Annotated in this window: 21 protein-coding genes and 1 tRNA gene; 10 read left to right on the top strand and 12 right to left on the bottom strand. The window is 63.3% G+C overall.

What is annotated here, in order from left to right:
* Nucleotides 1-101: 101 nt before the first annotated feature.
* Together AC3WOG_RS15130 and AC3WOG_RS15125 are read right to left on the bottom strand one after the other, a co-directional pair.
* Nucleotides 102-1,499: an MATE family efflux transporter gene (locus AC3WOG_RS15130; protein WP_492578750.1), complete on the bottom strand. Its 1,398-nt coding sequence runs from the start codon at nucleotides 1,497-1,499 to the stop codon at nucleotides 102-104.
* The gene (locus tag AC3WOG_RS15125) at nucleotides 1,496-1,804 is read right to left on the bottom strand and encodes a DUF2288 domain-containing protein (protein WP_492578749.1); all 309 of its coding nucleotides are present in this window, start codon (nucleotides 1,802-1,804) and stop codon (nucleotides 1,496-1,498) included. Before AC3WOG_RS15125 ends, AC3WOG_RS15130 begins: the two co-directional genes overlap by 4 nt.
* 109 nt (nucleotides 1,805-1,913) lie before the next feature.
* Between AC3WOG_RS15125 and AC3WOG_RS15120 the strand changes: the two genes are divergently transcribed.
* A complete protein-coding gene (locus AC3WOG_RS15120) occupies nucleotides 1,914-2,630 on the top strand; it encodes a pentapeptide repeat-containing protein (protein ID WP_492578747.1) in 717 nt (238 codons plus the stop codon).
* A 658-nt stretch (nucleotides 2,631-3,288) separates the two neighbouring features.
* On the opposite strand, the gene AC3WOG_RS15115 is transcribed toward AC3WOG_RS15120, so the two are convergent.
* From AC3WOG_RS15115 to AC3WOG_RS15105, 3 genes are all read right to left on the bottom strand, one after another.
* On the bottom strand, nucleotides 3,289-3,615 hold the full coding sequence (locus tag AC3WOG_RS15115; protein WP_492578746.1) for a hypothetical protein: 327 nt from the start codon (nucleotides 3,613-3,615) through the stop codon (nucleotides 3,289-3,291).
* A gap of 172 nt (nucleotides 3,616-3,787) precedes the next feature.
* A complete protein-coding gene (locus AC3WOG_RS15110; protein WP_492578745.1) occupies nucleotides 3,788-4,504 on the bottom strand; it encodes a peptidoglycan DD-metalloendopeptidase family protein in 717 nt (238 codons plus the stop codon).
* Between the two features lie 129 nt (nucleotides 4,505-4,633).
* Nucleotides 4,634-5,542, bottom strand: coding sequence for an aldose epimerase family protein (locus AC3WOG_RS15105; RefSeq protein WP_492578744.1), 909 nt, complete (start codon nucleotides 5,540-5,542; stop codon nucleotides 4,634-4,636).
* A 663-nt stretch (nucleotides 5,543-6,205) separates the two neighbouring features.
* Here AC3WOG_RS15105 and AC3WOG_RS15100 point away from each other — a divergent pair.
* Together AC3WOG_RS15100 and AC3WOG_RS15095 are read left to right on the top strand one after the other, a co-directional pair.
* Nucleotides 6,206-7,036: an undecaprenyl-diphosphate phosphatase gene (locus AC3WOG_RS15100; RefSeq protein WP_492578743.1), complete on the top strand. Its 831-nt coding sequence runs from the start codon at nucleotides 6,206-6,208 to the stop codon at nucleotides 7,034-7,036.
* A 286-nt stretch (nucleotides 7,037-7,322) separates the two neighbouring features.
* A tRNA-Arg gene (locus tag AC3WOG_RS15095) sits at nucleotides 7,323-7,396 on the top strand.
* 77 nt (nucleotides 7,397-7,473) lie between these two features.
* Here AC3WOG_RS15095 and AC3WOG_RS15090 read toward each other — a convergent pair.
* Both AC3WOG_RS15090 and AC3WOG_RS15085 read right to left on the bottom strand, forming a co-directional pair.
* Nucleotides 7,474-7,857, bottom strand: a complete 384-nt coding sequence (locus AC3WOG_RS15090) for a DUF427 domain-containing protein (protein WP_492578742.1) — start codon at nucleotides 7,855-7,857, stop codon at nucleotides 7,474-7,476.
* A gap of 266 nt (nucleotides 7,858-8,123) precedes the next feature.
* Nucleotides 8,124-9,701 carry an acid phosphatase gene (locus tag AC3WOG_RS15085; protein ID WP_492578741.1) on the bottom strand — a complete coding sequence of 526 codons (1,578 nt, stop codon included), beginning with the start codon at nucleotides 9,699-9,701 and terminating at the stop codon, nucleotides 8,124-8,126.
* 214 nt (nucleotides 9,702-9,915) lie between these two features.
* On the opposite strand from AC3WOG_RS15085, the gene AC3WOG_RS15080 reads away from it, so the two are divergent.
* Nucleotides 9,916-11,316, top strand: a complete 1,401-nt coding sequence (locus AC3WOG_RS15080) for a cytochrome-c peroxidase (protein ID WP_492578740.1) — start codon at nucleotides 9,916-9,918, stop codon at nucleotides 11,314-11,316.
* Nucleotides 11,317-11,355: 39 nt separating this feature from the next.
* Here the strand turns inward: AC3WOG_RS15080 and AC3WOG_RS15075 are convergent, their stop codons facing one another.
* On the bottom strand, nucleotides 11,356-11,595 hold the full coding sequence (locus tag AC3WOG_RS15075; protein ID WP_492578739.1) for a hypothetical protein: 240 nt from the start codon (nucleotides 11,593-11,595) through the stop codon (nucleotides 11,356-11,358).
* 263 nt (nucleotides 11,596-11,858) lie between these two features.
* Here AC3WOG_RS15075 and AC3WOG_RS15070 point away from each other — a divergent pair, with 263 nt between their 5' ends.
* Both AC3WOG_RS15070 and AC3WOG_RS15065 read left to right on the top strand, forming a co-directional pair.
* Nucleotides 11,859-12,266, top strand: a complete 408-nt coding sequence (locus tag AC3WOG_RS15070; protein WP_492578738.1) for a hypothetical protein — start codon at nucleotides 11,859-11,861, stop codon at nucleotides 12,264-12,266.
* A 67-nt stretch (nucleotides 12,267-12,333) separates the two neighbouring features.
* Nucleotides 12,334-12,783, top strand: coding sequence for an NUDIX hydrolase (locus AC3WOG_RS15065; RefSeq protein WP_492578737.1), 450 nt, complete (start codon nucleotides 12,334-12,336; stop codon nucleotides 12,781-12,783).
* Between the two features lie 43 nt (nucleotides 12,784-12,826).
* Here AC3WOG_RS15065 and AC3WOG_RS15060 read toward each other — a convergent pair whose 3' ends face one another.
* Together AC3WOG_RS15060 and AC3WOG_RS15055 are read right to left on the bottom strand one after the other, a co-directional pair.
* Nucleotides 12,827-13,741: a transporter substrate-binding domain-containing protein gene (locus AC3WOG_RS15060; RefSeq protein ID WP_492578736.1), complete on the bottom strand. Its 915-nt coding sequence runs from the start codon at nucleotides 13,739-13,741 to the stop codon at nucleotides 12,827-12,829.
* Between the two features lie 234 nt (nucleotides 13,742-13,975).
* On the bottom strand, nucleotides 13,976-15,685 hold the full coding sequence (locus tag AC3WOG_RS15055; RefSeq protein ID WP_492578735.1) for a glutamine--tRNA ligase/YqeY domain fusion protein: 1,710 nt from the start codon (nucleotides 15,683-15,685) through the stop codon (nucleotides 13,976-13,978).
* Nucleotides 15,686-15,941: 256 nt separating this feature from the next.
* On the opposite strand from AC3WOG_RS15055, the gene ggt reads away from it, so the two are divergent.
* Both ggt and AC3WOG_RS15045 read left to right on the top strand, forming a co-directional pair.
* Nucleotides 15,942-17,696 (top strand): gamma-glutamyltransferase, encoded by a 1,755-nt coding sequence (gene ggt, locus AC3WOG_RS15050; RefSeq protein ID WP_492578734.1) that lies wholly within the window; start codon nucleotides 15,942-15,944, stop codon nucleotides 17,694-17,696.
* A 48-nt stretch (nucleotides 17,697-17,744) separates the two neighbouring features.
* A complete protein-coding gene (locus AC3WOG_RS15045) occupies nucleotides 17,745-18,305 on the top strand; it encodes an RBBP9/YdeN family alpha/beta hydrolase (protein WP_492578733.1) in 561 nt (186 codons plus the stop codon).
* Nucleotides 18,306-18,437: 132 nt separating this feature from the next.
* On the opposite strand, the gene AC3WOG_RS15040 is transcribed toward AC3WOG_RS15045, so the two are convergent.
* Entirely contained in the window at nucleotides 18,438-19,658 is a 1,221-nt protein-coding gene (locus AC3WOG_RS15040) for a CaiB/BaiF CoA transferase family protein (RefSeq protein ID WP_492578732.1), read from the bottom strand.
* A 296-nt stretch (nucleotides 19,659-19,954) separates the two neighbouring features.
* Between AC3WOG_RS15040 and alaS the strand changes: the two genes are divergently transcribed.
* Nucleotides 19,955-22,579, top strand: a complete 2,625-nt coding sequence (gene alaS, locus AC3WOG_RS15035) for an alanine--tRNA ligase (protein WP_492578731.1) — start codon at nucleotides 19,955-19,957, stop codon at nucleotides 22,577-22,579.
* Between the two features lie 368 nt (nucleotides 22,580-22,947).
* On the opposite strand, the gene AC3WOG_RS15030 is transcribed toward alaS, so the two are convergent.
* Complete coding sequence (locus AC3WOG_RS15030; protein ID WP_492578730.1) at nucleotides 22,948-23,853, bottom strand: LysR family transcriptional regulator; 906 nt, start codon at nucleotides 23,851-23,853, stop codon at nucleotides 22,948-22,950.
* A gap of 116 nt (nucleotides 23,854-23,969) precedes the next feature.
* Between AC3WOG_RS15030 and AC3WOG_RS15025 the strand changes: the two genes are divergently transcribed.
* The gene (locus tag AC3WOG_RS15025; RefSeq protein ID WP_492578729.1) at nucleotides 23,970-25,244 is read left to right on the top strand and encodes a YbfB/YjiJ family MFS transporter; all 1,275 of its coding nucleotides are present in this window, start codon (nucleotides 23,970-23,972) and stop codon (nucleotides 25,242-25,244) included.
* The last annotated feature ends 171 nt before the right edge of the window (nucleotides 25,245-25,415 follow it).

The raw sequence follows: 25,415 nt of genomic DNA, 5'->3' as shown, positions 1-25,415 counted from the left end.
ACTGTTCGCGCGGAGAGCACGGGCTGCAAGCATTCTAGGGCGAGCGGTGTGCCGCATATGTATGCGCTTGTTTCAAGCCGTAACGGCATACTGCACAAACGTTAAATGGGCACGCCTGGCGTCCTTGGCACCTTGGGCAGACCGCGCACGACGCCCGGCAAAAAGCGCGCGAGCGTCGCGCCGCGCGCGGCCATGAAGATCAGCATCGCGGCCCATAAGCCGTGATTGCCGTACAGCGTCAGCAACGCCCACGACGCCGCGACGAACACCGCAAACGACACCGCCATCGACATCATCAATTCACGCGTGCGGGTCGCGCCGATGAACACACCGTCGAGCAGAAAACCCCATACGGAAATCACCGGCGACAGCGCCGCCCACGGCAAATAGGCTTCAGCAGTGGCGCGCACCGCAACCTGATCGGTCAGGCGTTCGACGATCCACGCCCCCGCGCCCCAGTACACCAGCGAGAAACCGACTGCGCCGAGTGCGGACCACAGCGCCGTCACCTTGACCGACTGACGGAACGCGTGCCGGTCGCGTGCGCCGATCGCGGCGCCGACCAGCGCTTCGGCGGCGTGCGCGAAGCCGTCGAGTCCATAGGCCATGAAGGTCTGAAAATTGAGCAGCAGCGCGTTGGCGGCGAGCGTGGCGTCGCCCTGTCTCGCACCGAGATGCGCGAACCAGCCAAACGATGCAAGCAGACACAGCGTGCGCACGAAGATGTCGCGATTCAACGCCACCAGACGCTTGAGGGCCGCCGCGTCGAATAATGCGGCGCGGTTCAGCGCGGGCAGGCCGCGCGGCCGTCCGTGCCACAACAAAGCGGCGCCGAGCACGAAGCCGAGCGCGTCGGCCGTGGCCGTGGCCGCGCCGATGCCGGCTACGCCCCAATCGAATACGTACACATACAGCAGCACTGCCACGATGTTCACGCTGTTGATGAACACCTGCGACAGCAGCGCGAGCCGCACCCGCTGCGTGCCGAGCAGCCAGCCGAGCACGACGTAGTTGGCGAGGGCGAGCGGCGCGGCCCAGATGCGCGCGTGGCAGTAGATCTGTGCGTGGCGCTGTACCGCGTCGCTGCCGCCGAACGCGCGCAACGCGTAGCCGATCAGCGGTGCTTGCAGCAGGAGCAGCGCCGCGCCGATCGCGGCCGCCAGCAACAGCGCGCGCACGACGTTATTGCGCAACTCGGCCTGGTCGCCCGCGCCATGTGCTTGCGCGACGAGCCCCGTGGTGCCCATGCGCAGGAAGCCGAAGCCCCAGAACACGAAGTTGAAGAACAGACCGCCGAGCGCGACGCCGCCGAGATACGACGCGCCGTCCAGATGTCCGGCGACGGCCGTATCGACCGCGCCGAGGATCGGTTGCGTCAGATTGGCGAGGACGATCGGAAACGCCAGCGTCAGCACGCGCCGATGCCAGTGTATTGGCACCGCGGGCACGGCGGACGCTGCCGCGTCGAGCACCCCCGCGCCGGGCGCGGTCTCGCTCAACTACGTTCCTGCACACAGACCCACGGCGACACGACCACCGCCCACAGGTCGGGATCGCGCGCGGCGAAATCGGCGGCGGTCTTCGCCTGCACGCGTTCGACGAGGCCGGACGACAGCCATTGCGTGACTTGCGTGGCGTCGTCGCTGGCGATTGCTTCGGCGACGCTGACCAGATCGAGGTCGCGCGCGACGCGCAGCAGCATGCCGCGCGCAAAAAAGCGTTCGAGTTCGGTCCAGCCGATTTTGGCGGTTTCCGCGAGCAGCTTGGCGTACAGCGGGCTATGAGAGGCGTCGTTGGAAGTCATTGTGGGCGGGGTTTCTGACGGGCCGTTACTATAAACCAAAGGCGACGACCGCCATGGCGGCACGCGTTCCGGTACGCTTAGGATCTTTCGATTTTTATTCTCCACCTTCATGTCACAGGATTCAACGGCGCCGGTTTCGGGCGCGCAAGCTCACGTGGTAACCGACGCGACGCTCACGCGCGCCGACGTGGAGCGCCTCGTCGCGCTCAGCAAGGAGCCACTGCATTTCACCGACTGCGATTTCGAAGGTGCCGATCTGTCGCGACTCGATCTGCGCGGCGCCGAGTTTCATCGCTGCACGATCGTCGAGACTTCGTTTTTCGGCGCGATGCTGTCGCATAGCCGCTGGGTCCGGTGCCGCGGCCGCGAGGCGGATTTTGCGTCGGCTGATCTGGTCGATGCGGCGTTCCAGTCGAGCGATCTGAACAACACCGGCTGGCGGCGCGCGAAGCTTGCGTCGGCGTCGTTTCACAGCTGCAAGCTGACCGGCGCGAATTTCGAAGGTTGCGCGGCGCTGGGCTTGAGCTTTGTTGAGACCTTGCTGGTGGGGGCGCATTTACGCGGGCTGTCGTTTCGCAAGGCGACGCTGCAACAACTCGATTTCTCCGACGCCGATCTCGCCGGGGTCGATTTCCGCGAGGCGGTTTTCGACGGCGGCAGTCTGAAGGACGCGCATCTGAAGGGCGCGCGCTTTGAGGGCGCAGACTTGCGCGAGGCCGATCTGAGCGGCGTGCGGCTCGTCGATGCCGGGCTCTTCAAAGGCGCGACGATTTCACATCAGCAGGCGGCCGTGCTGGTGACCGAACTCGGCTTGCGAGTCATGTAAGCGACGGTTTTAAGCCGGCCGATTTTAGCCGTTCGGCCGGCTTGAACGAATGACCGGCAATGCCTATGATCCATTTCATCGAATGAATAAAAATGCCTGATTGGTTGGTGCGGGATTTGTCGGTGGATTTAAAAATTTAAATATCTTCGCTATTCTCGAATTTATGGTGTGGAGGCGGTGGCTTATTTGCGCCGCCTGAATACCAATTAATAGCTCCGTATGGTGCGTTGGCGCACCAAAGGCACGTCACGTGCAGGGCATCGGAATCATGCCAGGCGGGGTTAGTTTGAATCGGCCAGGCGCCTTTCGTCAGGATTATTGAGATAATCGGGGGAATGCTTGCTGTGCTTGGCTTTGCCAGTCGATTGAGGATTTTCGTCTGCTGATTTTATGGCGTTTTGTGCGGCGACATTTAACACATTTATTCTTCTTATTTTATTGATTCCGGCATCGCATAATGCGGGCTCCGTACGCCGCATCACATTGCATGCGAAATTAATAGATTGCGCGAGTATAGGCGGATTGTTAGATTTCCTTCTGGCGCATGGTGAACCGGTCCTTTGCCGATATGCGCCGAACCCCCGTTAGCCCGGCCTCGTGCCGGGCTTTTTTTATCCGCTCCACTATCGATGCGCACGCGCGCGCGGCCGGCTTGCTGTCACTGTTTGCAGCGCACTACCATCGACCGGTTCTTCACGTTCGCACCGAAGATCCCGCCGATCGAGCCACCTGAGGTGGCACCGTTGTCGACGTCCTTCGAAACGACGTCGTAGCCGTAGTTGCCGCAGACTTCGCCGGCGCGCTTGTAGCACTCGGCCCAGCTTGAGCTCGCGTCGCTACCGCTGCAGTTGATCGCGAAGCCGGTGTCGCCGCTGGGCAGATAAGTCATCGTGGTGGTGCTGGAGCAGCCGCTGAGGCTGCCGAGCGCCAGCACGCCGAGGCCAACCGCCGCGGCCATGGCCACCGACGCAAATGCGCTCTTCATTGCAGATTCCTTACAAATAACAAGAACGACGTGGCGGTTGGCCACGTCGCGTATCAGATTGAGCGTTTTATAGCATGTTGGGTTCCCCGGGGCCCCGGTTGCAGTCCGCCGTGCCCGGCGCCGCTAACGCGTGGATAACGGGCCACGAACGACCCGCTAATGGCCCGACCCGCTAGCGAGCAGGTAGTGCGCGCGACGGATCGATCGAGCGGCCCTGATAGCGCAACTCGAAGTGCAGCATCACGCGGTCGGTGTCGGTGTCGCCCATCTCGGCGATCTTCTCACCGCGCGCGACCGTCTGACCTTCCTTCACTAGCAGCACGCGGTTGTGCGCGTAGGCCGTCAGATACTCGGCGTTGTGCTTGAGAATCAGCAGGTTGCCGTAGCCGCGCAGGCCGTTGCCGGCATAGACCACCGTGCCCGCCGCCGCGGCCACCACGGGGGTGCCCGACGCAGCCGAAATATCGATGCCCTTCGAATTGGCGCCGTCGAAGCTTCGTATCACCGTGCCGTCGGCCGGCCATACCAGCGAGATCGACGAAGCCGGCGCGGACGACGGCGAACTGTCGGCGGGCGCTGCGCGTGGCGTGGCCGAAGCGCTTGCGCTCCCGCCACCGCTGCTGCGTACAGCGCCGCTCGTCGCTGCCGCGTTGCCCGGTGGCGCCACGCGCAACACCTGACCGACCTCGATGCTGTCCGGGTTCGTCAGATTGTTCCAGCGCACGATGCTTTGCACCGACTGCCGGTTGCTGCGTGCGATCTTCGAGAGCGTATCGCCCCGTTCCACGCGGTAGAACCCCGGACCCACCGTCGCAGACCCGCAGGCGGTAAGCACTGCCAGTAACGACGCGCAGGCAAGCCGCTTCATCATTCTTGTTGTGTCAAACATTGGACCTCGCAAAGCGCTGCCACGCGCCGATCCCGATCACGCGGCAGGTAGATGCAAAAGCTGTCGATTCTAACGGTTTTGCGTTGCAGCATCCGAAAAACGGGTTGCAGCGCGTGGATGGGGCCGCAATCAGCTAAGCGCGCTAACGCTGATGCGCAACGCAGCCGTCTCGCTTTGACCGGGTTCGAGCCAGCGCAAGCCCATGCCGTTGTGAATCGCATCCGGCAGCCCCAGCCATGGCTCGACGCAGTAGAAATCCGAGCCGGGGGCTTCGGTCCATGTCGTCACTGCATACCAGGGCGCCGAGTCCGGGCGTTGCAGGTCGATCGTGATGACCCGGTTCAGGCCGGGCGCGACGAGGCGTACGGGCCGATCAGGCGCGCCGTCGAGACAATGGAAGCGGTCGAGAATGCGCGCCTCGTCGAGCGTATAGTGCGTCTCGCCCGGCTCGGCCGCGCTGATCGAGCCGTCGTCCTGCTGATAGCGCCGTTCGGTGCGCGGCAGTTCCAGTGAGGTCTCGCCGCGCTGGGTGTGCGGCAGCGTGAAATAGAAATGGTGGCCGGCGTAGTAGGGCAGCGGCGCGTCGCCGGTGTTGGCGGCGGTCAGCGTGACTTCGAGCGTGCGCGCGTCGATCAGGCTGTACGCGGCTTCAAAACGGAAGCCGAACGGATAGCCGCTGCGGGTCGCGTCGCTGTCGGTCAGGATCATGCGCAGACCGGCGCCGTGCCCGTCCGCGTGAGCCTCGAATGGCAGGTCGCGTGCAAAGCCGTGCATCGGCAACGCGCGCACCGTACCTTCGGCGTCGCGCCAATAGCCGATCTTGCCGTCGACGCGATGCCGTCCGAGAAACGGAAACAGCAACGGATTGCCACCGCGGATCCTGGCGGGCTGGCTCCAGTCGGCGTGCTCGGGCCAATGGATCACCGGTTCGCCGTCGACGGTCCACGACAGCAGCCGGCCGCCGGCTTGTGGCGCGAAACGGAGCACGGAGGCGTCCTGGGCAATCTCGAGAATGTCCTGTTGCGGGGAGAGGGGCATGGTCGATGGGCCTGGTTGGTAATGGTTAATTGCGGGTTGATAGCAGGTTAATAGCGGGTCGAGAGCGCCGGAACGCGCGAACACAAAGCGGGCGCGACGGCGAATCCAACTCGCGGCTGGACCCGGCGGCAAGCGCCACGCGAGACGAAGATTCTGCGCTGCTTCGCGCTACGGGGAAACCCTTCTCGGGAAATTGCGGGTGTCGCAGACGCGCCATCCTTGCCGATAATCCGTCTGACTGCCCGGTGTCTTCGACTGCCGGGCGAGACCGGCTCAGGAGGCATTATGGATCTCGCAATGGCAATGGCTGTGTCTTTGTTCGGCATGTTCGCAGCAAGCACGGTCTACTTTTTCTACAAGCTCGAACGCTGATCCTACTGTCCTGTTTCGCCATCCACCGGTCCGTTCATTGCGAGCCGGGCGTTTGAGCGCACCGAATTCCGTATGAAACATAGGGCCGCCGCCACAGCGGCCCTATTTGTTTATCTGCCGCGTAACAATGGTTTCGAGTTGTGACGCGGTGCATCAAAATTTTCCCAAACGCGGTTCAAAAGCTTGGCGGTGTCATTGCAGCCAGGCATAATCGGTGCGCTTTGACGCGCCGGTTCTATCGTTTCGCGGCGCGCTGTTCCCCGACACTTTCCTTACGAAGAGGACCGCCGCGTGAACCTATCGTTTCTGATTTTCCTAAGCGTGTTGCAAGGCGTCACGGAACTGTTTCCGGTTAGCAGCCTCGGCCATACCCTGCTCGTGCCCGCACTGTTCGGCATGCATATCGACAAGCACGCGCCCCAGTTGCTGCCGTTCCTCGTCGCGTTGCACCTCGGTACCGCGCTCGCGCTGCTGTGGTACTTCCGCAAGCGCTGGTACGCACTGGTGCGCGGTTTCTTCGCGTCGTTCGGCGGCCGTCCCAACGACGATGCGCACCTGATGTGGGCGCTCATCATCGGCACGATTCCGGCCGGTCTGGTCGGGCTGCTGCTGGAAAAGCGGCTCGAGCGGCTCTTTCACGATCTGCGCATCGTCGCGATCGCGCTGATCGTCAACGGCGTGCTGCTGTGGTTCGGCGATCGTCTGCAACGCTCGCGTGCGCATCAGCCGCCGGAGAAGCTGACCTTCCGTCAGGCGTTTTTCGTCGGGCTGGCGCAGATCGGCGCGCTGATCCCGGGCTTTTCGCGCAGCGGTCTGACGATGATCGCCGGCAATGCGGCCGGCCTGACGGCAGACAAGGCCGCTGAGTTTTCGTTTTTGCTCGGCACGCCGATCATCTTCGCGGCCGGCGTTCTCGAATTGCCGAAGCTGTTCCACGCGCCGGGCCAACTCGCCGATGCGCTGCTGGGCGGCGTGTTGACCGCGATCGCGGCTTATCTCAGCGTGCGTTTCCTGATGCGCTATTTCGAAGGCCGCGGACGTCTGGCCTCGTTCGGCGTGTACTGTGTGATCGCGGGGATCGGGTTCCTCGGCTGGTTCATGTTGCATCCGCAGCCGGTTTGATTGCATTCGATTCGCCTGCTGCGTGCTGGCGGGCGAGAATCGATCGGTTATAATCCGGGCCCGGCGCAACCTGCCGGGCCCGTTTGTTTTCGTGACATGACATGACGACGACTGCTGAGCATGGTTGAGATTTCCAGTCCCGGCCCGGTCAGTTACAATTTCGGTATCCCGCGAACCCTGCGGCGCGCGCTGTAGCGTGCAGGGCACAGGTTGCCAAAGCCCGAGAGCGGGTTCTCATTGCGGGTGATGCACATCGTAAGTTGGTGTGGCATCGCCTCTCTTCATTACGGCAGTAGCTCAGCTGGATAGAGCATCGGCCTTCTAAGCCGAGGGTGGGGGGTTCGAGTCCCTCCTGCCGTACTTCAAATGCTCGCACCGCGGTCCGCGGTGCTTCAGAGCCTTCTTCTCCCGAGCGTGTGTTCTTGCCGCCGATGGCTTCACGATGCCGGTTGCACGTCGATCGAATCGACGCGATCCGGATAGAACGCCAGATGCTGCGCAATCTCCTTTACCGCCGCGTACGGCGACTCGTACGTCCACACTGCATTCACCGCGCGCTCGCCGCCCACGGGAATGCTGTAGTACGCGCAGTCGCCCTTATACGGGCAATAGGTCGCGTGATCGGTGCGTTGCAGCAGCGCCATCTCGACGTCCTTGCGCGGAATGTAATACACGGGCGGATACGACGCTTCGCGCAGCGTCAGCGCATCGCGCGTGTCGGCGATCACGCGGCCGGCTACGGTCACGACCACGCGGGCTTTGCTCGGCTCGATCGTAATCGGATGATCGGGACCGGGGACCTTGATGGTTTTTTCAGTCATGCTGTCGAACTCCTTGGTGAGTGGGCCAGGCCTGTAACACGCTGCTTGAAGTTTCGAGCCGCCATCGACGGGAACGATCGCGCCTTTGCTGGAAGCATACGCCGGGTAACGACGGCGCGTTTGGGGCTCGGCTTGTGTCCCTGCTCGCGTCATGGCTTACGTCCGGCACGAGCGCGCCACCCCGCCCCCCGCGCGACGAAAACAAAAAAGGGCAGCCGAAGCTGCCCTGTCAAAGCCGCGCCGTCAGGCGGACTGTTGCCTGGCGATTATTGCTTGATGTTCAGCGCGGCCGTCAGATCGCCCATCGGCTTGGCGCCGTTGCTGACCAGCGCGGCGTCGCGAGCCGAGATGCCCGGCAGCGTCGGCAGCGAGAAGCGGTGCGTGATGAAGCGCAGGATCGACGTCGTGTCGTACTGCGTGTGATCGACGAAACCCTTCTTCGCGTACGGCGAGATGATCAGCGCCGGAATCCGCGTGCCCGGACCCCAGCGATCGCCTTTCGGCGGCGCCACGTGATCCCAGAAGCCGCCGTTTTCGTCGTACGTGACGACCACCAGCATGTTGTTCCACTGCGGGCTCTTCTGCAGATGCGCGATCACGTCGGCGATGTGCTGGTCGCCCGACGCCACGTCGGTGTAACCCGGGTGCTCGTTCAGGTTGCCCTGCGGCTTGTAGAACGACACTTGCGGCAGCGTGCCGGCGTCCACGGCCTTGATGAACTCGGAGCCGGCCATGCCGCCGTCGAGCAGGTGCTGCGCGCGGTTCGCGGTGCCCGGTGCGAGATCGGCGAAGTAGTTGAACGGCTGGTGATGCGGCTGGAAGTTCGGCGCCGTCAGATTCGGGCCGTAGATCACGTTCGACGTGCCGGTTTGCGTCGCCGACAGCGCCGCGCCCCATGCGCCGCCGTACCATGCCCACGATACTTGCGCGTTGTTCAGCAGGTCGCCGATGTTCTGCTGCGTCTGCGCCGGCAAGGTGGTGACGAGGCTCGGATCGGCCAGCGTGGCGTCGCCGCCAGAAGCCGCCTTATTGCCGCTCGGCTGAAACGGCGGCTGCATCGTGTTGATCGCGTAGAAGTCAGGCGTGAGGTTGCCCGAGAGCACATATTTCGGCGGACCGCTCAGCGCCGAAGCCGGTGAATTGGCCGCGAGCTTCAGCGTGACGCCGTCGCTTTCCACCGCCGAGATCGATACCGCCGCCGGGCTCTTGTCCGCGTTCGGATAGGTCGGCGTGCATGAGCAAATCAGCCACTGGTGGTTCAGGAACGAGCCGCCGAACGCGCCCATGAAGAAGTTGTCGGCCAACGTGTATTGCTGCGCGATCTTCCACAGCGGCAGCTTGTCGGCGTTGAGCGTGTAGTGGCCCATCACGAGGCCGCCGGAATCCGCCCATGCGGCGAACTTGTCGTTCTTGCCGCCGTTGATCTGCATCTGGTTCTCGTAGAACCGGTGGTACAGGTCGCGCGTCGTGGCGGTGATCGGCGTGTTGAAACCGTTCGGATCGTCGATGGCGAACGGGCTGTTCGGCAGGTTGGCGGTCATGGCCTGCGTCACCGCCGGCGTCACGCCGGTTTGCGTCAGGCCGTTCCATACCTGCGGCAGCGTCGCGAGCGGTGTGCCGCTCCGGTCGACCTGCGTTGCGCTCGCCGCCGTCACGTTCTGCAAGCCGTTGGCGCCCGGGAAATTGCCGTACAGATTGTCGAAGCTGCGGTTTTCCGCGTAGATCACCACGACAGTCTTGATCGACGTGATGTCCGGCTGCGTGACTTCGCTGCCGCCGCATGCATACAGGCTCAGCGCTGCGGCGATCGCGACAGGCGTCGCGCAGATCAGTTTCTTGTTCATTGGGTATGTTTTCTCTCTCGCATTGGGGACCGGCTTGTCCAGTGCTTACACGGATGGCCACGGACGAAAGTTTCGCAAGGGAATTTGACAGAGAGATGTAATTAATTACGAATGCATTCGTTCCAAGGTTTTTCGTCGGCTATATGTCATTTAAACGACATGTCGATGAAATACGCTCGCGCACTTCAACATCGAAAGCACTCACATCATTCTTATGCGGCTTGGTCTGACGGGGATTCGGGAAAGAGCGGTTCGGCTGGCGGCGCGGCGTCTTGTGCGGCCGGCTGGGGTTGGCGCCGCGCTGGCGATGGCAATGACATTGGCGGCGTGCGATGCACGGGCGCCGTCGGCCGGCGGGGCGGCTGCTGTGGTGTCGGATGTGGCTGCAAGCGCGTCGCTCGCCTCGGCGCCCGCGGTCGCTGCCGCACCGGCGGCGGCCTCGGTGGTGCAAGCGGCCGCGCATGACGGTGGCCAGACCCGCGCGCAAGTTTACGAATCGGTGCGCCAGATGACGGCGCTCGGCAAGCGGCTGTTCTCCGACGCGTCGCTGTCCGGCTCGGGCAAACTGGCGTGCGCGTCGTGCCACAGTCCCGATCACGGGTTCGCGCCGGCCAATTCGCTGTCGGCGCAACTCGGCGGCAGCGATATGCACCGCACCGGCATGCGCGCCGCGCCCACGCTCAAGTACCTGCAATCGGTGCCTGCATTCGCCGAGCATTATCACGAGTCGGATGACGAAGGCGACGAAAGCGTCGATGCGGGTCCGACCGGCGGTTTGACGTGGGACGGCCGGGTCGACCGCGGTGCGGACCAGGCACGGATTCCGCTGTTGTCGTCGTTTGAAATGGGCAGCTCGCCGCGGAAGATCACGGCCGCCGTGAAAGCCGCGCCGTACGCCGACGCCTTCCGCGCGGCATTCGGCGAGCACATTTTCGACAATGACGACGCTACCTTCAAAGCCGTGCTGCAAGCGCTGGAAACCTTCGAGCAAACGCCGGAGCTTTTCTACCCGTACACCAGCAAATACGACGCGTATCTGGCCGGCAAAGCGCAACTGACCCAGGCCGAACTGCACGGCCTGCAACTCTTCAACGACGAAAAGAAGGGCAATTGCGCGAGCTGCCATATCAGCCAGCGCAGCAGGGACGGTGCACCGCCCCAGTTCAGCGATTTTGGTTTGATCGCGATCGGTGTGCCGCGCAACTGGGCGCTGCCGGTGAACCGCGATCCGCATTTCTACGACCTCGGCGCCTGCGGGCCGGAGCGTACCGATCTGAAGGGGCGCGACGAGTTTTGCGGCATCTTCCGTACGCCGACGCTGCGCAACGTCGCGTTGAAGAAGAGCTTCTTCCACAACGGTATTTATCATTCGCTGGACGAGGCGGTGCGCTTTTATGCCGAGCGCGATACGAATCCGGAGAAGTTCTATCCGGTCTCGAAGGGGAAAGTGCAGAAGTTCGACGATTTGCCGCAGCGTTACTGGGCCAATCTGAATACCGAGCCGCCATTCGATCGCAAGCCGGGCGACAAGCCGGCGCTCGACGAGGCCGAGATCAAGGACGTGGTGGCGTTTTTGAATACGCTGACCGATGGATACAAGCCGGCCGCGCAGTGAACACGATCCGGGCGGCTTGGGCCGCCGCCCGGGTCGCGTTCAACTGCCTGTGCCCGTGAGTATCAGATAGCAGCCGACCAGCAGCAGCGCAAACGATGCGAGCAGACAAGCGGTGCCGACCCGTGTCAGCAGATTTGGCCAGCGTGCGCGCGGTAATCCGTCCATACGCACGATGCGCCGCGCGAGACCTGGATCGCGGCGGATGGCAACCGGCATGAGCGCCACGCAAAGCAGCGCGAGGACGACGGTGAAAGTTTCGAGGGCGAACGAGATATCCATGATGAGCTGTTTGAAGCTTGATCTGCGCTGATGCGCAACAATCAATCTTAAGCAGGCTTTTCCTACGAAGGTATGAGACTTGTCCTAAAACACTGAGCAGAACGGCGTGCCCGTTTGTGCCGGCTCGGCGTCAATCGGCAGCCGCGGGTTGTCTCGCGCGGGCACTCCCGGCGGGGCGCCATGCTATGCTTTTGGGGTCCAGATCACGAGCAGAGGCTTGCGCGCTTGTGACCGCCCGAATCACGCTTCGAGGAGAACCCTTCATGTCGATGCGAACCCGTGCTCTCTTTCATCTGACCGTCGGCGACCTGCCGCCTGGTGGCGCGATCAGCGCGCAAGCGGCGAACCGCGGTTTTCTGAACGACACGCCGCTCAGCGGGATGAAACAGCGCGACGTCGACTCGATCAATGCAGCCGTGATCACCGCGCTGAACACCGGGCAGGACGGCGAAAGCGCGGACTGGATTAACGAAGGCGCCGGCAACAGCGTGAAAATCGACGCCGTGATCACTGTCGCGAGCACGGCTAAGGACGGCGATCGTACCTGCCGCGACGTGGGCGTCGTGTTGGACGCGAAAGGGCAGTCGGTGAGCCTGCGTCCGCAGTTGTGCAAGCAGGGCAGCGGCGCCTGGCAATTGCAGAAAAAGCACTGGGCATGCAGGCCGGTATGACGAGGCGCGTGGCCTCGCGGCCGGCGCTGTTCGGAGCCGTGCACCCGCCCGATGGCGCGGTGCGGCGATGAGCGCGCGGGTCGTGTCGTGCGGCGTCGTGCTGCTCGATCCGGATGGCCGGGTGCTGCTCGCGCACGCCACCGAAACGTCGCATTGGGATATTCCGAAAGGACACGGGGAAGAGGGCGAGGCGCCGCGCGTCACCGCGCTGCGCGAGATGGTCGAGGAGACCGGAATGGCGATTGCGGCCGAGCGCCTGAACGATCTCGGCCTGTTCGTCTATCGGCGTGACAAGGATCTGCATCTGTTTGCCGCTCGCGCCACCGCCGGCGAACTCGATCTGTCTTCGTGCATTTGCACGTCGTTGTTTCCGCGCCGCTCGGACGGCACGCTGATTCCCGAAATGGATGCGTACCGCTGGGCCGCGCCGGACGAAGTCGAACGGTATGCGAGCCGCAGCCTCACAAGGCTCTTTCAAACCACGCTTTCGCTCGCGGACCTGCATCGCTCGCTGTAGCGGCAGCCGTGCGGGCGGTCCCACGCCCCGGCTGCCCGGCGCTTCAGTCGAGCGCGCGGTCGTTCGGATGAGCGAACAGCGCGCGGTTTTGTTCCGACAGCGGAAAATTCAGATTGATGCCGTGCGGCGGAATCGGCTGCGTGAACCACAGCTTGTACAGACGTTCCGCGTCGCCGGACGTCTGGCCGCGCGCGATCACCCCATTCACCAGATTGCGGAACGGCTCGTCGCCCTTGCGGAACATGCATGCGTAGACTTCATAGCCGAGCGGCGTGCCGGTCACCACGAAGTCTTCGGGGTGCGGGTCGGTCGATTTGAAACCGTACACGATCGGCTCGTCCATCACGAAGGCCACCGCCCGCTCATCCTTGAGCGCGTCGAATGCTTCCTGATGATCGCGCGCGCTGGTGATGCGCATGTTTAGATGTCTATCGGTGTTCAGGCGGCGCAGCAGGCGTTCGTCGGAGGTGCCGGCGGTCGTGACCACCGTCTTGCTGGCTAGATCCTGAAAGTCCGTGATGCCGCTGCCCTTGCGCGCGATCATGCGCACCGCGTACTGGAAGAAGCTGTTCGAGAAAGCGGCCAGATTCTCGCGCTCGACCGTGTGGGTGGTCGAGCCGCACTCCAGATCGATCTGATTGTTCAGCAGCATCGGCGTGCGGTTCGACGAGGTCACGGTGATTTCGTGCACCTTCAACTGCGGCATGCCGAGCGTCTTCCTGATTTCATCGACGATCTGCAGCGCGATAGTCTGCGAGTAGCCAATCGTCTGCTTGCCGTCGAAGTAGGAGAAGGGAATCGATGCTTCGCGCACGCCGAGCACGACCACGCCGTCGTCGTGGATTTTCTTCAGCGTGCCGGTCAGCTCGTCGGCGTGAGCGGTGCATGTAAGCGACGCCGCGCCGCACATAAGCAGCGCCACGAGCGCACCACGTGCTCCGCATGTGCTAAGTGCCATGCGTGCGGAATGTATTGCAGGAAGTACTGCGGGAACGGTACGCGCGTGACGTGTGCCCCATGCACTCGCCCCGCAGCGGGCTGCAACTTTCATCGGATCTCCCGGACCGGCGCGCACGTATGCCGCGCTGTCACTGTCGATGGAACGTGATGCAACGAAACGGCGCGCACCTCGCTCACAAGATGCACGCCGTGTTCAACTCCAGATCTTCTATAAGCGAAAAGCCGTTCCAGCTTACGCCGGCTTGCCCCAACTGTCGCGCAGACTGACGATGCGATTGAATACGGGTTTGCCCGGTTTCGAATCGACGCGGTCGGCGACAAAGTAGCCGTGGCGCTCGAACTGATAGCGCTGTTCCGGCAGCGCGTCGCGTGCGCCAGGTTCCAGGTAGGCATTGACCACGCGCTTCGAATCCGGATTGAGCGCTTCGAGGTAGTCGCGGCCGCCCGCGTCCGGTTGCGGTTCCCTGAACAGACGGTCGTAGATGCGCACCTCGGCCGGGCACGCGCCTGCGGCGCTGACCCAGTGGATGTTGCCCTTCACCTTGTAGTTGTTCGCGCCTTCGGTGCCCGATTTGCTGTCCGTGAAGTAGTTGCAGTGGACTGCAACGACGTTGCCGTTCTCGTCCTTTTCAGCGCCCGTGCATTCGATCACGTAGCCGTAGCGCAAGCGCACCTTGTTGCCTGGGAACAGGCGGAAATAGCCCTTCGGCGGCGCTTCGGTGAAGTCGTCGCGCTCGATCCACAGTTCGCGGGAGATCGGGAATTCGCGCACGCCGTGTTCCGGATGGTGCGGATGCACCGGCGCGTTGCAGGATTCGGTGACGCCTTCGGGGAAGTTGTCGATGATCAGTTTGATCGGGTCGAGCACAGCCGCGATGCGCGGCGCCTTTTCATCCAGATCGTCGCGCAGCGCGCCTTCGAACACGCTCATGTCGATCCACGAATCGACCTTGGTGACGCCGATGCGCTCGCAGAACAACTGGATGCCCTCCGGCGTGAAACCGCGCCGGCGCAGGCCGACGATGGTCGGCATACGCGGGTCGTCCCAACCGTCGACGTGGCCTTCGGTCACCAGTTGCAGCAGCTTGCGCTTGCTGGTGATCGCGTAGGTCAGGTTCAGGCGCGAAAACTCGATTTGTTGCGGCAGCGGGCGCGTGAAAATGCCGGCTTCGGCCAGCTCGTTCAGAATCCAGTCGTACAGCGGACGGTGGTCTTCGAATTCGAGCGTGCACAGCGAATGCGTGATGTTTTCCAACGCGTCCGAGATGCAGTGCGTGTAGTCGTACATCGGGTACACGCACCATGTGTCGCCGGTGCGGTAATGATGCGCGAAGCGGATCCGGTAGATGACCGGATCGCGCATATTGAAGTTCGGCGACGACATGTCGATCTTCGCGCGCAGCACGTGCTCGCCTTCCTTGAACTCGCCGGCTTTCATGCGGCGGAACAGGTCGAGGTTGTCCTGCACGGAACGATCGCGGAACCGCGACGGCGTGCCGACTTCGGTTGCCGAGCCGCGGTTCGCGCGCATTTCTTCGGCCGACTGGCTATCCACATACGCCTTGCCGCGCTCGATCAGCAGCTCGGCGAATTCGTACAGTTTGTCGTAGTAGTCGCTTGCGAAGTAGAGCTGTTCCTTGCCGTCTTTGTCCCACTCGAAGCCGAGCCAGCGCACGGAATCGATAATCGAGTCGACGTATTCGACGCTTTCCTTTTCCGGATTCGTGTCGTCGAAACGCAGATGGCACACGCCGCCGTAGCTGCGCGCCACGCCGAAATTCAGGCAGATGCTCTTTGCGTGACCGATATGCAGATAGCCATTCGGCTCAGGCGGAAAGCGCGTTTCTACGCGTTGGCCCCACTTGCCGGTGCGGTTATCGTCGTCAATGATGTTGCGGATGAAATTGGATGCCGCTGGCGCGTCGTTGCGTTCGGTATTCATGCGAAAAGGTCAAAGTCTGTCGGGGGCGCGCAATGCGCTCACTTATCCGTCAATTCTACCTGACGACTCTCTTCGCGGCAGGCGAATGCGGCGCGCAGCCAACGTTTGAGCGGTTTGGGCGGAATTTCGAGGCCGGGCGACGTGCGGCGAAATGCGGTAGAGGTGCTATAACGACAGGCCACGCCACCCTTGGCCGCCTTGCACGAACGCCTGCCGTTCGTGCAACATGACGCCCTTGGTTCCCGGAGTTTCTCGGATGTCCGTCCCGACGCACGACGCGCCTCGCGCGCCTTTCGCCTCTCTTTCCCTTGCTCGAATCCTGACGGCCGCGGCCGTGTTCGCCGCATTCACCGGCAGTTTCGTCGCCCCGGCGCCGGCGCTGGCGAAAACCGCCACGCCGAAGGCCGTGCTGGACGCGTCGGCGGTGGCCGTGCCGGATCGCTACAGTGCCGACACCGCGCAGCTGATCTTCGCCGCCGGCGGCAACGCGGTGGATGCCGCGGTGGCGATCGCCTTCACGCTCGCCGTGACTTATCCGGACGCCGGCAACATCGGCGGAGGCGGTTTCATGACGGTGTTCATGGACGGCAAACCGTACTTTCTCGACTACCGCGAACGCGCGCCGCAACTGGCGACCCGTGACATGTACCTCGACGACAAAGGCAATCTCGTGGCGGGCATGAGCCTCGTCGGCCATCGCGCGGTGGGCGTGCCGGGAACTGTAGACGGCATGTGGGAAGCGCAGCAGCGTTTCGGCAAGCTGAAGTGGAAGCAGGTGCTGGCGCCCGCGATCCGTTACGCCACCGACGGTTTCCAGGTCGAGCCGTGGCTGCAGAAACGCCACGACGACGCGGCGAAGGATTTTGCCGGCAAAACCAATTTCGATGCCTATTTCTCGAATCTGAAAGCGGGCGTCGCGTTCCGTCAGCCCGAGCTTGCGCAAACCCTGTCGCGCATCGCCAGCGACGGCGGGCGTGAATTCTACGAAGGCCGCACCGCCGATCTGATCGCGCGGCACATGTACGGCCACGGTCTCGTGACCAGACAGGACCTGATTCAATACAAGGCGGTCTGGCGCCAGCCGGTCACGGCAGAGTGGAATGGCTACCGGATCGTCTCGGCGCCGCCGCCGAGTTCGGGCGGCGTCGGACTGATCCAGATGCTGAAAATGAAGACGGATCTGAAGCCGGCCTTCGACGGCCTCGAACTGAACTCCGTGCCGTACATCCACCTGATCGCGCAGATCGAAGACCGCGTATTCGCCGATCGCCAGCAGTACCTGGGCGACCCGGATTCGTACAAGGTGCCGGTCGACAAATTGATCGACGATGCCTACCTCGCGCGACGCGCCGACGAGGTCAAACCCGACGCAGTGCCGGGCGCGACGCCGGTCAAACCGGGCCTTGGCGACACGATGCCGGAAAAAGCGCAAACCACGCATTTCTCGGTGGTCGACAAGTGGGGCAACGCCGTATCGAATACCTACACGCTGAATGGGCCGTTCGGCTCGGGCGTGGTGGTGGACGGCGGCGGCTTCCTGCTGAACGACGAAATGGACGACTTCGTCGTTAAACCGGGCACCGGGAATCAGTTCGGCGTGACCGGCAACGAAGTCAACACGGTAGCGCCGGGGCGCCGGCCGCTGTCGTCGATGGCGCCGACCATTCTGTTGAAGGACGATAAGGTGTCGCTCGTGATCGGCACGCCGGGCGGCTCACGCATTTTCACGTCGATCTTTCAGGTGATGACGAACCTGTACGACTTCAATATGGCGCCTGCCGATGCGCTGGCTGCAATGCGTTTCCATCACCAGTTGCTGCCGCAGAAGACGATCTACTGGGAGCCGTATCATCCGATCACGGGCGAGTTGGCCGAGCAACTGCAAGCGAAGGGCTATACGTTGCAAGGACAGCAGTTCAACGGCGACGTGCAACTGATTCGCGTCGACGGCACGAACCCGGAGCCGGCAGCCGATCCGCGCGGCGTGGGCGTGGGACGTGTGATTCATTGAACTGCGGCTTCGGCCGATCCAAAAAAACGATCTGTGACGGGGAAGGTGATGAGCGGACAAAAAACAGAAGTACTCGTGCTGCCGGGCTACCAGAATTCCGGCGAGGGCCACTGGCAAACGCGCTGGGAAGCGCTCGATCCCGCGTTCGCGCGCGTGCAGATGCCGGACTGGGATCATCCCGCGCGCGGTGTGTGGTGCCGTACGCTCGACGCGGCGGTAGCCGCTGCCGATGCCCCTGTGGTGTTGGCCGCTCACAGCCTCGGCTGTCTGACCACGGTTTTCTGGGCGGCGCAGTACGCCAGCGCCGTGCAGCTTGCGAAGGTAGCGGGTGCGTTGCTGGTGGCCGTGCCCGATCCGTCTGGGGCGCAGTTCCCGCAGGATGCCAGCGGGTTTGGGCCGGTGCCGCTGGCGCGCTTGCCGTTTGCGAGCATTGTCGTCGCCAGCAGCGACGATTCATACGGCGCCGTGCCGTTCTCACAGGCCTGCGCGACGGCGTGGGGCAGCCGCTGGATCGGCATTGGCCCGCGCGGGCATATCAACGCCGACAGCGGGCTCGGCGATTGGGACGAAGCGCTGCGCTGGCTGGCTTCGTTCGGTAAGCCGGCGTGAGCCTCGGCGTGAGTCACCCTTGGCGGGCTGGGCGCGACGAGCGCTGGCCTTGAGTGACTGTGGCGCGCTGCCATGGGTGCCGCCAGGACTGGACGCTCCGGTTCGGACGCCGACACCGCTCCGCTGCCACGCTTAAATCACCGACTGTTCCCGCAACGCCGCGATCCGCGCCTCGTCATAACCGAGCACGTCGCGCAGGATGCGGTCGGTGTGCTCGCCGAGCGTGGGCGGATGGGCAAGCGCCTCGGGCGGCGTGCCGCTCATATTGATCGGATTGCGCACCAGCTTGACCGTGCCTCCTGACGGATGCGGCAGATCGACTCGCATGCCGCGCGCCACCACCTGCTCGTTCTCGAACACCTCGCCCAGATCGTTGATCGGCCCGCACGGCACGCCGGCGGCTTCCAGCGCGGCGATCCATTGCTGCTTGCCCTGCAGGCGGACCATGTCCGCGAGGATCGGCACCAGAATGTCGCGGTGGCGCACCCGAGCCGGGTTGCTCGCGAAGCGTTCGTCGTCGGCCAACTCCGCACGGCCGCCGGCTTCGACAAACTTGCGGAACTGGCCGTCGTTGCCGACCGCGACGATGATCCAGCCGTCGCTGGTCTGGAAGGTCTGGTAGGGCACGATGTTCGGATGTGCATTGCCCCAGCGCACCGGCGGTTGGCCGCTGGCGAGAAAATTCGAATTCATGTTGGCAAGCATCGCCACCTGCACGTCGAGCAGCGCCATATCGATGTACTGGCCTTCGCCCGTGCGGTCGCGATGCGTGAGCGCGGTCAGCACGGCGATGGTCGAATACATGCCGGTCATCAGGTCGGCGATCGCGACGCCGGCTTTCTGCGGGCCGCCGCCCGGCTGGCCGTCGCGCTCGCCGGTAATGCTCATGAAGCCGCCGATGCCTTGCACAATGAAGTCGTAGCCCGCGCGCTGCGCATACGGCCCGGTCTGCCCGAAGCCGGTCACCGAGCAGTAGATCAGATCGGGCTTCACTTTTTTCAGCGACGCGTAATCGAGACCGTACTTCTTCAACTGGCCGACCTTGTAGTTCTCCAGCACCACATCGCTTTGCGCGGCCAGTTCGCGGATGATCCGCTGGCCTTCGGGGGACGCGATATCCACGGTGACCGAGCGCTTGTTGCGGTTTGCCGCGAGGTAGTAGGCGGCCTCGCGCGTATCGTCGCCTTGCGGCGTTTTCAGATACGGCGGCCCCCAATGACGGGTGTCGTCACCGGCCTCGGGGCGTTCGATCTTGATGACGTCGGCGCCGAAATCGGCGAGTGTTTGCGCGCACCAGGGCCCGGCGAGCACGCGGGTGAGGTCCAGCACGCGGATATGACTGAGAGCGCCCATATTCTTCGATGTCTCCTGGGTAGCCGAAGCGGCGCGTGAGGCGCCGTCGATGTGGGCAATCTTAAGCGATTCCCGCGCGGCGGCGCAGTCAGCCGAACGGCATAGGACGAATGACGCGCCTCGCCATGTCCCGCGCTACCCGGCCAAACCTGGCCGAACGGCTAACGGTGCACAACGGGTGCAGGGCGCGCCGCCGCGCACGGGCGCCGATCCCGTATAATCAGTCGTTTAAGAAACAAACAGTTGGCGCATCCCCATGATGCCGCCGGAAACAGTCAGGACCGTCCCCGCACGCTATGAAAGCCGCCGAAATCCGCGAGAAATTCCTCAAGTTCTTCGAATCGAAGGGCCATACGATCGTCCGCTCGTCGAGCCTTGTGCCCGGCAACGACCCGACACTGCTCTTCACCAACTCGGGAATGGTGCAGTTCAAAGATGTGTTCCTCGGCGCGGAATCGCGTCCGTATTCGCGCGCCACGACCGCGCAGCGCAGCGTGCGCGCCGGCGGCAAGCACAACGATCTGGAAAACGTCGGCTACACCGCGCGTCACCACACGTTCTTTGAAATGCTGGGCAATTTCTCGTTCGGCGACTACTTCAAGCGCGACGCGATCCACTACGCGTGGGAATTGCTGACGGGCGTGTACCAGCTACCGAAAGACAAGCTGTGGGTCACCGTCTATCACGAAGACGACGAAGCACACGACATCTGGGCGAAGGAAGTGGGCGTGCCGGTCGAGCGGATCATCCGCATCGGCGACAACAAGGGCGCGCGCTACGCGTCGGACAACTTCTGGCAGATGGCCGACACCGGCCCGTGCGGCCCGTGCTCGGAAATCTTCTACGACCACGGCCCGGACGTGTGGGGCGGCCCGCCGGGGTCTCCTGAAGAAGACGGTGACCGCTACATCGAGATCTGGAATCTCGTGTTCATGCAGTTCAACCGCGATGCCCAGGGCAACATGACGCCGCTGCCCAAGCAGTGCGTCGATACCGGCATGGGTCTGGAGCGGATCGCCGCGGTGTTGCAGCACGTGCACAGCAACTACGAGATCGACCTGTTCCAGGCGCTCATCAAGGCGGCTGGCCGCGAAACCGGCGTGGCCGATCTGACGAACAACTCGCTGAAGGTGATCGCCGATCACATCCGCGCGTGCTCGTTCCTGATCGTCGACGGCGTGATTCCAGGCAACGAAGGCCGCGGTTACGTGCTGCGCCGTATCGTGCGCCGCGCGATCCGCCACGGCTACAAACTCGGCAAGAAGGGTTCGTTCTTTCATCGCATGGTCGCGGACCTCGTTGCGCAGATGGGCGGCGCGTACCCGGAACTCAAGGAAGCGGAACAGCGCGTGACCGACGTGCTGCGTCAGGAAGAAGAGCGTTTCTTCGAGACCATCGAGCACGGCATGTCGATTCTCGAAGGCGCGCTGGCCGACCTCGAAGCGAAGGGCGGCAAGACACTCGACGGCGAACTCGCATTCAAGCTGCACGACACTTATGGTTTCCCGCTCGATCTGACGGCGGACGTGTGCCGCGAGCGCGAAGTGACGGTCGACGAAACCGCCTTCGACGAAGCGATGGCGCGTCAGCGCGAACAGGCTCGCGCGGCCGGCAAGTTCAGGATGGCGCAGGGCCTCGAATACTCGGGCGCGAAGACCACGTTCCACGGTTACGAAGAAATCGTCTTCGACGACGCGAGAGTGATCGCGTTGTACGTAGACGGTGCGTCGGTGAAGGAAGTGACCCACGGCCAGCAGGCGGTTGTCGTGCTCGACCACACGCCGTTCTACGCGGAGTCGGGCGGCCAGGTCGGCGACCAGGGCGTGTTGGCTAACGCGAGCGTGCGCTTTGCGGTTACCGATACGCTGAAGGTGCAGGCCGACGTGGTTGGCCATCACGGTACGCTCGAGCAGGGCATGCTGAAAGTCGGCGACGTCGTGAAGGCTGAGATCGACGCAGTGCGCCGCGCGCGCACGGCCCGCAATCACTCGGCTACCCACTTGATGCACAAGGCGCTGCGCGAAGTGCTCGGTTCGCACGTGCAGCAGAAGGGTTCCCTGGTGGACCCGGAGAAGACCCGTTTCGACTTCGCGCACAACGCGCCGATGACCGACGAGCAGATCCGTCGTGTCGAAGAAATCGTCAACGCTGAAGTGCTGGCGAACGCGCCGGGCATCGTGCGGGTGATGCCGTTCGACGAAGCGGTGAAAGGCGGCGCGATGGCGCTGTTCGGCGAAAAATACGGCGACGAAGTGCGCGTGCTTGACCTTGGTTTCTCGCGTGAGTTGTGCGGTGGCACGCACGTGCATCGCACCGGCGATATCGGTTTCTTCAAGATTGTGATGGAAGGCGGCGTTGCTGCGGGCATTCGTCGCGTGGAAGCGATTACTGGCGACAACGCAGTGCGCTTCGTGCAGGACCTCGATGCGCGGATCAATGCGGCTGCTGCTGCATTGAAGGCGCAGCCGTCGGAACTGACGCAGCGGATCGTGCAGGTGCAGGATCAGGTGAAGTCGCTGGAGAAGGAGCTTGGCGCGTTGAAGTCCAGGTTGGCTTCGAGTCAGGGCGATGAGCTTGCCGGCCAGGCGATTGAAGTTGCCGGCGTGCATGTGTTGGCTGCCACGCTTGAGGGCGCGGATGTGAAGACGCTGCGGGAGACTGTCGATAAGCTGAAGGACAAGTTGAAGAACGCGGCGATTGTGCTGGCCTCGGTTGAAGGCGGCAAGGTTAGTTTGATTGCCGGTGTGACGGCGGACGCCAGCAAGAAGGTCAAGGCTGGGGAGTTGGTCAATTTTGTCGCGCAGCAAGTAGGGGGGAAGGGTGGTGGGCGCCCTGATATGGCGCAGGCTGGCGGGACTGAACCGGCTAATTTGCCTGCGGCGCTTGCGGGGGTTAAGGGGTGGGTTGAAGGGCAGCTTTAAAGCTGCGGGAGTTTGCTGCGCGGGATGGGGTTGTGGTTTGCTCGCGCAGCAGTGGTCTTTTTGCCTCCGCGGCGCTCATGTTCCTTGTGCTCACGGCGTTGGCCTTTTCTTGCTTTGTTTGCCTTGCGCGGCGCTTTATTTCTGTGTGCCTACGGCGGTGGCCTTTCCTTGAATTGATATTGGTTTATTAGCGTTCCCCCCGCACAGGGGGAACGCCAATAAACCAAAAAGAAAAGAAAAAGCCACCGTCGCAGGCGTACAAGCAAAACCGCCTGGAGGGCAAACAAATCAAGAAAAGCCCACCGCCGTAGGCATACAGCCAACAAACCAACGCCAAAGGCAAAAACAAAAACAAAAACAAAAGCACATCAAGAAAAAGCCACCGCCGAAGGCGACTCAACCGCACCATCAACACCGACCAGCGTGTTCTTCAACGCATTCAGGGCAGAAGAAAAATGCCCCCGCCGCCAGACGAGAAGCGTCTCGATCACCCCAATATCAGCAAGCGCATGCACGGCAATATTGCTAGCATCGGATTGCAAATCCAACACCGACCGTGGCGCCACAGCCACCCCAGCCCCAGCGGCGACACAAGCCACAATCGCATGATAAGAACCCAGCTCCAGCACCCGGGGTGGCCTGACACCGTGTTCCAAATACCACTTCTCGATATAAGCGCGATACGCACACCCGCGTTCAAACGCAATCAAAGTCGATAAAGCAATATCCCGCACTTCGCGAATCGGCCGATGCCCCCGCGGCGTCAGCATCACCAGTTCCTCGCGGAACACCGGCACTGTCTCGAACAACTCGCCGAGCACGGCAGGATCCGGCGGCGTCGCCACCAGTGCGGCATCCACTTCGAATTCGCGTACCCGCTCAATCAGCTTGCCAGTGGTGCCCGTTTCGAGTTCGAGCGCGACGTCTGGCCAGTTCTGATGATAACGCGCGAGCAACCCAGGCAGGCGCGTGGCCGCAACGCTCTCCATCGTGCCCAGCCGCAATCGCCCACTCGGACGATCCTGGCGCACGGCGTGACGCGCTTCGTCGGCAAGCGCGAGCAGCCGCTCGGCGTAGGGCAGTAGCGTCTCGCCAGCAGGCGTCAGCACGAGGCGCCGGCCGTCGCGGATGAACAGATCAGTGCCCAATTGTTCTTCAAGCTGCTTGATACGCGTCGTCACGTTCGATTGCACGCGATTGAGCTTGGCAGCGGCGCGCGTCACGCCGTTTTCCCGCACGACGGCGCGGAAAATAGTCAAGGCGGCCAGATCCATGATTCTCTCCAGGCGATAGATTGCATCCAAATTATTCATTTTTCATGATCGAACGGTCAAGCTAATATGGATCCAATGCGCCGGCGACCGCCGGCTCCGCTGGATTGCCGCCGCCTATGAACGATCTCGCCTCGAATGTGCACGATGTACGTGCCGAACGCCATGCTGCCCGTCGCGCGGCGCTTGCCTGCATGGTCACGCTGGCGGTGGCGCTCGGCATCGGACGCTTCGCGTTCACGCCGTTGTTGCCGCTGATGCTCCACGGTAGCGCCTTCGGGCAGCCGCAAATCGATATCCAGCACGGCGGCTGGCTCGCGTCGTTCAACTACGCGGGCTATTTCGTCGGCGCCATCACCTGCGCGGCGCTGCGGGTCGAGCCGGCGCGGATGGTTCGAGTCGGCCTCGTCGTCACGGTCCTGCTGACGCTGGCGATGGGTATCACGAGCCAGTTCTGGATTTGGGCAGTGGTGCGTTTCGCCGCTGGCGCAATCAGCGCCTGGACCTTCGTATTCGCGTCGCAGTGGGGCCTGCGGCGGCTGGCCGAACTCGGCGCGCACGGGTGGGGCGGCGTGATTTACATGGGCCCAGGCGTCGGCATCGTCGGCACGGGATTGCTGGTCAGCGTCGCGGGTGGCTATGGCGCGACGGCGGGCTGGATCGGCTTCGGGCTCATCGCGGCAGTGCTGTCGATCGTGGTTTGGCCGGTATTCGGCGCAGCGCCCGCCTCCACCGCACGAAGCGCGAGCGCCCGTGCGGCCTCGACTACCGCCGCTCACACGGAGCAACACACCGTGAGCCAACGCACCCCGCACCGCGCCGACGCCTTCTGGCTGGTCTTGCTCTACGGCGTGCCCGGCTTCGGCTACATCATCACTGCGACCTTCCTGCCGGTGATCGCGCGCCATGCGCTGCCGGGCTCGGCCTGGCCCGATCTTTTCTGGCCGATGTTCGGCGCGGCGCTGATCGTCGGCGCGCTGCTGGCGGCGCGGCTGCCGGTGCATTGGGACAATCGCACGCTGCTTGCCGGCTGTTATGTGCTGCAGGCCTTCGGCATTGCGCTGGGCATCGTCTGGCCGACGGCGGGCGGCTTCTCGTTCGGCAGCGTTCTGATCGGTCTGCCGTTCACCGCGATCACCCTGTTCGCGATGCGCGAGGCGCGCCGTTTGCGCGGCGACGATGCGGCAGGCCTGATGGGCTATGCGACCGCGGCGTATGGCGTCGGTCAGATCGTCGGCCCGCTGGTAGCCGCGCCGATTGCCGAACATACCGGATCGTTTTCGCCGGCGCTGTGGCTGGCGGCGGGCGCGTTGCTGCTGGGCGCGGCCGGCCTGATCATCGTGGCCCGCACGCCGCGCGGCCGTGGTCGCATGCCGGATTGCGGCTGCTCCTGACGGCACGCCAAAGGACGCCGCGTGGCACGTATTCGAGACACTCGCCCACAGCCGCTCTGCAAAATCTTCTGCGTCGACCGAGTCCGCAAGTGCGCGCCCGTCAAGTCCATCGGCCCGCGCTTCGGCGAAAACATGTGCTTGTCGCACCAGCCGTCCTGCAAATCTCAGGCA

Source organism: Paraburkholderia sp. FW306-02-B, assembly GCF_058782725.1.
This window is presented reverse-complemented; position numbering and strand designations above follow the sequence as displayed.

Bases quoted from the DNA above. Each gene is read 5' to 3' on its own strand.
- alaS (WP_492578731.1), top strand. From the start codon at position 19,955: ATGAAAGCCGCCGAAATCCGCGAGAAATTCCTCAAGTTCTTCGAATCG.
- AC3WOG_RS15025 (WP_492578729.1), top strand. From the start codon at position 23,970: ATGAACGATCTCGCCTCGAATGTGCACGATGTACGTGCCGAACGCCAT.
- AC3WOG_RS15080 (WP_492578740.1), top strand. From the start codon at position 9,916: ATGCGGCTTGGTCTGACGGGGATTCGGGAAAGAGCGGTTCGGCTGGCG.
- AC3WOG_RS15030 (WP_492578730.1), bottom strand. From the start codon at position 23,853: ATGGATCTGGCCGCCTTGACTATTTTCCGCGCCGTCGTGCGGGAAAAC.
- AC3WOG_RS15065 (WP_492578737.1), top strand. From the start codon at position 12,334: ATGAGCGCGCGGGTCGTGTCGTGCGGCGTCGTGCTGCTCGATCCGGAT.
- AC3WOG_RS15090 (WP_492578742.1), bottom strand. From the start codon at position 7,857: ATGACTGAAAAAACCATCAAGGTCCCCGGTCCCGATCATCCGATTACG.
- AC3WOG_RS15120 (WP_492578747.1), top strand. From the start codon at position 1,914: ATGTCACAGGATTCAACGGCGCCGGTTTCGGGCGCGCAAGCTCACGTG.
- AC3WOG_RS15115 (WP_492578746.1), bottom strand. From the start codon at position 3,615: ATGAAGAGCGCATTTGCGTCGGTGGCCATGGCCGCGGCGGTTGGCCTC.
- AC3WOG_RS15105 (WP_492578744.1), bottom strand. From the start codon at position 5,542: ATGCCCCTCTCCCCGCAACAGGACATTCTCGAGATTGCCCAGGACGCC.
- ggt (WP_492578734.1), top strand. From the start codon at position 15,942: ATGTCCGTCCCGACGCACGACGCGCCTCGCGCGCCTTTCGCCTCTCTT.
- AC3WOG_RS15060 (WP_492578736.1), bottom strand. From the start codon at position 13,741: ATGGCACTTAGCACATGCGGAGCACGTGGTGCGCTCGTGGCGCTGCTT.
- AC3WOG_RS15055 (WP_492578735.1), bottom strand. From the start codon at position 15,685: ATGAATACCGAACGCAACGACGCGCCAGCGGCATCCAATTTCATCCGC.
- AC3WOG_RS15125 (WP_492578749.1), bottom strand. From the start codon at position 1,804: ATGACTTCCAACGACGCCTCTCATAGCCCGCTGTACGCCAAGCTGCTC.
- AC3WOG_RS15040 (WP_492578732.1), bottom strand. From the start codon at position 19,658: ATGGGCGCTCTCAGTCATATCCGCGTGCTGGACCTCACCCGCGTGCTC.
- AC3WOG_RS15045 (WP_492578733.1), top strand. From the start codon at position 17,745: ATGAGCGGACAAAAAACAGAAGTACTCGTGCTGCCGGGCTACCAGAAT.
- AC3WOG_RS15085 (WP_492578741.1), bottom strand. From the start codon at position 9,701: ATGAACAAGAAACTGATCTGCGCGACGCCTGTCGCGATCGCCGCAGCG.
- AC3WOG_RS15070 (WP_492578738.1), top strand. From the start codon at position 11,859: ATGTCGATGCGAACCCGTGCTCTCTTTCATCTGACCGTCGGCGACCTG.
- AC3WOG_RS15075 (WP_492578739.1), bottom strand. From the start codon at position 11,595: ATGGATATCTCGTTCGCCCTCGAAACTTTCACCGTCGTCCTCGCGCTG.
- AC3WOG_RS15110 (WP_492578745.1), bottom strand. From the start codon at position 4,504: ATGTTTGACACAACAAGAATGATGAAGCGGCTTGCCTGCGCGTCGTTA.